Annotated in this window: 3 rRNA genes; all 3 read left to right on the top strand. The window is 54.7% G+C overall.

Features of this window, described 5'->3' with window-relative positions:
- Nucleotides 1-254 precede the first annotated feature (254 nt).
- The 3 genes from NS283_RS16410 to rrf all read left to right on the top strand — a co-directional run bounded on the left by NS283_RS16410 (nt 255) and on the right by rrf (nt 5,530).
- A 16S ribosomal RNA gene (locus NS283_RS16410) occupies nt 255-1,776 on the top strand.
- 425 nt (nt 1,777-2,201) lie between these two features.
- Nucleotides 2,202-5,311: ribosomal RNA gene (locus NS283_RS16405) — 23S ribosomal RNA — on the top strand.
- A gap of 102 nt (nt 5,312-5,413) precedes the next feature.
- A 5S ribosomal RNA gene (gene rrf, locus NS283_RS16400) occupies nt 5,414-5,530 on the top strand.
- Together the 16S, 23S and 5S rRNA genes form the textbook arrangement of a ribosomal RNA operon.
- Nucleotides 5,531-5,583: the final 53 nt, after the last annotated feature.

Raw genomic sequence — 5,583 nt, 5'->3', positions numbered from 1 at the left:
TAGAAGTGAACTGCCTCACGGGTAGGTCGAGAGATCGTTTCTGTGGGTGCGTCCGTTCCTTGAGAACTCAACAGCGTGCACTTGTCAAATGCCAATTTATTCCTCGTCGGTCCGTTTTTCGGATTGCGAGAAATTCCTTTGGATCAAAGTCCAACCCTTTGGGGTTGGCATCTGGATAGTCAGTTTTGACTTCCTGTTTGGTCAGATTGAACTCGCTTGTCCCGACCTTATTCCGGTTGGGTGGGCATTTTTCTTTTACGGAGAGTTTGATCCTGGCTCAGGATGAACGCTGGCGGCGTGCTTAACACATGCAAGTCGAACGGTGAAGCCAAGCTTGCTTGGTGGATCAGTGGCGAACGGGTGAGTAACACGTGAGCAACCTGCCCTGGACTCTGGGATAAGCGCTGGAAACGGCGTCTAATACTGGATATGAGCTCCTTCCGCATGGTGGGGGTTGGAAAGATTTTTCGGTCTGGGATGGGCTCGCGGCCTATCAGCTTGTTGGTGAGGTAATGGCTCACCAAGGCGTCGACGGGTAGCCGGCCTGAGAGGGTGACCGGCCACACTGGGACTGAGACACGGCCCAGACTCCTACGGGAGGCAGCAGTGGGGAATATTGCACAATGGGCGGAAGCCTGATGCAGCAACGCCGCGTGAGGGATGACGGCCTTCGGGTTGTAAACCTCTTTTAGCAGGGAAGAAGCGAAAGTGACGGTACCTGCAGAAAAAGCGCCGGCTAACTACGTGCCAGCAGCCGCGGTAATACGTAGGGCGCAAGCGTTATCCGGAATTATTGGGCGTAAAGAGCTCGTAGGCGGTTTGTCGCGTCTGCTGTGAAATCCCGAGGCTCAACCTCGGGCCTGCAGTGGGTACGGGCAGACTAGAGTGCGGTAGGGGAGATTGGAATTCCTGGTGTAGCGGTGGAATGCGCAGATATCAGGAGGAACACCGATGGCGAAGGCAGATCTCTGGGCCGTAACTGACGCTGAGGAGCGAAAGGGTGGGGAGCAAACAGGCTTAGATACCCTGGTAGTCCACCCCGTAAACGTTGGGAACTAGTTGTGGGGACCATTCCACGGTTTCCGTGACGCAGCTAACGCATTAAGTTCCCCGCCTGGGGAGTACGGCCGCAAGGCTAAAACTCAAAGGAATTGACGGGGACCCGCACAAGCGGCGGAGCATGCGGATTAATTCGATGCAACGCGAAGAACCTTACCAAGGCTTGACATATACGAGAACGGGCCAGAAATGGTCAACTCTTTGGACACTCGTAAACAGGTGGTGCATGGTTGTCGTCAGCTCGTGTCGTGAGATGTTGGGTTAAGTCCCGCAACGAGCGCAACCCTCGTTCTATGTTGCCAGCACGTAATGGTGGGAACTCATGGGATACTGCCGGGGTCAACTCGGAGGAAGGTGGGGATGACGTCAAATCATCATGCCCCTTATGTCTTGGGCTTCACGCATGCTACAATGGCCGGTACAAAGGGCTGCAATACCGTAAGGTGGAGCGAATCCCAAAAAGCCGGTCCCAGTTCGGATTGAGGTCTGCAACTCGACCTCATGAAGTCGGAGTCGCTAGTAATCGCAGATCAGCAACGCTGCGGTGAATACGTTCCCGGGTCTTGTACACACCGCCCGTCAAGTCATGAAAGTCGGTAACACCTGAAGCCGGTGGCCCAACCCTTGTGGAGGGAGCCGTCGAAGGTGGGATCGGTAATTAGGACTAAGTCGTAACAAGGTAGCCGTACCGGAAGGTGCGGCTGGATCACCTCCTTTCTAAGGAGCATCTGGCACGGATGGCCTTCGGGTTGTTGGTGTCCAGGCGCCGGATCAGACCGAATGTGTCTGCCGGTTAGCTCATGGGTGGAACATTTGATGAGGTGCTCACGTCGAAGATTTCGGATTTAGTACGCAGCTTGCTGTGGGAACGGTTCGGGTTGGAGGGGTGGGCACATGCACGCTGTTGGGTCCTGAGGGGCCGGGCGCTGATCGCGCGCTAGTCGTTTGGCTGGTGGTGGTTGGTGGCTGTTTCCTTGTGGGCCTGTCTCGGTGCCGGTGTTCCGGTGGCTGGGGTGGGTACCGCCCGTACTTTGAGAACTACACAGTGGACGCGAGCATCTTCCATGCAACTCTTCGGGGTTGTGTGGTGTAGATGATCTTAAAGATCATTAGTCAATTTTTTGACGATTCAACTCATGTGATTTCAAGTCTTTAAGAGCAAACGGTGGATGCCTTGGCATCTGGAGCCGAAGAAGGACGTAGCAATCTGCGATAAGCCTCGGGGAACTGATAAGCGAGTTTTGATCCGAGGGTGTCCGAATGGGGAAACCCCGCCAGGGCGCGTGCGTACCTGGTGACTCCCGCCTGAATATATAGGGCGGGTAGAGGGAACGTGGGGAAGTGAAACATCTCAGTACCCACAGGAAGAGAAAGCAACAGCGATTCCGTGAGTAGTGGCGAGCGAAACCGGAAGAGGCTAAACCTAGCGTGTGTGATAGCCGGCAGGCGTTGCATGTTGGGGGTTGTGGGACTTTTCTGATTGTTCTGCCGAGCAGTCGACGTGACAAGAGGGTATAGACGAACGGTTTTGAATGGCCGGTCATAGAGGGTGCGAACCCCGTAGTCGAAATGCCTGTTCTTGGCGTGAAGAGTATCCCAAGTAGCACGGGGCCCGAGAAATCCCGTGTGAATCTGTCAGGACCACCTGATAAGCCTAAATACTCCCAGATGACCGATAGCGGACAAGTACCGTGAGGGAAAGGTGAAAAGTACCCCGGGAGGGGAGTGAAATAGTACCTGAAACCGTTTGCTTACAAACCGTTGGAGCCTCCTTAGTAGGGGTGACAGCGTGCCTTTTGAAGAATGAGCCTGCGAGTTAGCGATACGTGGCGAGGTTAACCCGTGTGGGGTAGCCGTAGCGAAAGCGAGTCTGAATAGGGCGATTCAGTCGCGTGTCCTAGACCCGAAGCGAAGTGATCTATCCATGGCCAGGTTGAAGCGACGGTAAGACGTCGTGGAGGACCGAACCCACTTAGGTTGAAAACTGAGGGGATGAGCTGTGGATAGGGGTGAAAGGCCAATCAAACTTCGTGATAGCTGGTTCTCTCCGAAATGCATTTAGGTGCAGCGTTGCGTGTTTCTTGCCGGAGGTAGAGCTACTGGATGGCCGATGGGCCCTACAAGGTTACTGACGTCAGCCAAACTCCGAATGCCGGTAAGTGAGAGCGCAGCAGTGAGACTGTGGGGGATAAGCTTCATAGTCGAGAGGGAAACAACCCAGACCACCAACTAAGGTCCCTAAGCGCGTGCTAAGTGGGAAAGGATGTGGAGTTGCTTTGACAACCAGGAGGTTGGCTTAGAAGCAGCCACCCTTGAAAGAGTGCGTAATAGCTCACTGGTCAAGTGATTCCGCGCCGACAATGTAACGGGGCTCAAGCACGCCACCGAAGTTGTGGCATTGACATTTTTGGTAGGCCTTCGTGGTCCAGCCGTGTTGATGGGTAGGAGAGCGTCGTGTGGCGAGTGAAGCGGCGGGGTGACCCAGCCGTGGACGCTACACGAGTGAGAATGCAGGCATGAGTAGCGAAAGACGTGTGAGAAACACGTCCTCCGAAAGACCAAGGGTTCCAGGGTCAAGCTAATCTTCCCTGGGTAAGTCGGGACCTAAGGCGAGGCCGACAGGCGTAGTCGATGGACAACGGGTTGATATTCCCGTACCGGCGAAGAACCGCCCAAGCTAATCCAGTGGTGCTAAGAGTCCTAGCTCAGAATGTTTCGGATCCCTTCGGGGTGATGATCGTCTGTGTGAACGCTCGACCCCATGCTGGTGCGGCTAGCGTATTAACAGGTGTGACGCAGGAAGGTAGCCCAAGCCAGGCGATGGTTGTCCTGGTGCAAGTGCGTAGGCCGAGTGATAGGCAAATCCGTCACTCATTGAGGCTGAGACACGATGCGGATAAAAAGTGGGTGATCCTATGCTGCCGAGAAAAGCATCGACGCGAGGTTCTAGCTGCCCGTACCCCAAACCGACTCAGGTGGTCAGGTAGAGAATACCAAGGAGATCGAGAGAATCGTGGTTAAGGAACTCGGCAAAATGCCCCCGTAACTTCGGGAGAAGGGGGGCCATCCACTTATTAGGACTTGCTCCGAAAGGGTGTGGTGGCCGCAGAGACTAGTGGGTAGCGACTGTTTACTAAAAACACAGGTCCGTGCCAAGTCGCAAGACGATGTATACGGACTGACGCCTGCCCGGTGCTGGAAGGTTAAGAGGACCGGTTAGCCGCAAGGCGAAGCTGAGAATTTAAGCCCCAGTAAACGGCGGTGGTAACTATAACCATCCTAAGGTAGCGAAATTCCTTGTCGGGTAAGTTCCGACCTGCACGAATGGCGTAACGACTTCCCAACTGTCTCAACCGCGAACTCGGCGAAATTGCATTACGAGTAAAGATGCTCGTTACGCGCAGCAGGACGGAAAGACCCCGTGACCTTTACTACAGCTTGGTATTGGTGTTCGGTGTGGCTTGTGTAGGATAGGTGGGAGACGTTGAAGCATTCACGCCAGTGAGTGTGGAGTCATTGTTGAAATACCACTCTGGTCACTCTGGATATCTAACTTAGGACCGTGATCCGGTTCAGGGACAGTGCCTGGTGGGTAGTTTAACTGGGGCGGTTGCCTCCCAAAATGTAACGGAGGCGCCCAAAGGTTCCCTCAACCTGGTTGGCAATCAGGTGGCGAGTGTAAGTGCACAAGGGAGCTTGACTGTGAGACTGACAGGTCGAGCAGGGACGAAAGTCGGGACTAGTGATCCGGCAGTGGCTTGTGGAAGCGCTGTCGCTCAACGGATAAAAGGTACCTCGGGGATAACAGGCTGATCTTGCCCAAGAGTCCATATCGACGGCATGGTTTGGCACCTCGATGTCGGCTCGTCGCATCCTGGGGCTGGAGTAGGTCCCAAGGGTTGGGCTGTTCGCCCATTAAAGCGGTACGCGAGCTGGGTTTAGAACGTCGTGAGACAGTTCGGTCCCTATCCGCTGCGCGCGTAGGAAGTTTGAGAGGATCTGACCCTAGTACGAGAGGACCGGGTTGGACGAACCTCTGGTGTGTCAGTTGTTCCGCCAGGAGCACCGCTGATTAGCTACGTTCGGGATGGATAACCGCTGAAAGCATCTAAGCGGGAAGCCGGCCTCAAGATGAGACTTCCATACCTTCGGGTGAGAGGCTCCCAGCCAGACTACTGGGTTGATAGGCCGGATGTGGAAGCGTAGTAATACGTGAAGCTGACCGGTACTAATAAGCCGATGACTTGATAACACACCGTTTTTGGTGCTTGCGTCCACTGAGTGGTTCTCGATGTACGGTCGGGAACACAACAATGAAAGTAATCGTTGTTGGTTTTTGAAACATCAATAGTGTTTCGGCGGCCATAGCGAGAGGGAAACGCCCGGTCACATTCCGAACCCGGAAGCTAAGCCTCTCAGCGCCGATGGTACTGCAGGGGGGACCCTGTGGGAGAGTAGGACACCGCCGGACTTCTTCTAACGAAATGGCCACCCAAAGCTGGGTGGCCATTTCGCATTTACGGG

The organism is Microbacterium testaceum, assembly GCF_001476285.1.
Lineage (GTDB): Bacteria > Actinomycetota > Actinomycetes > Actinomycetales > Microbacteriaceae > Microbacterium > Microbacterium testaceum_B.
The sequence above is the reverse complement of the archived record's forward strand: the minus strand, read 5'-3'. Positions and strand labels throughout refer to the sequence as shown.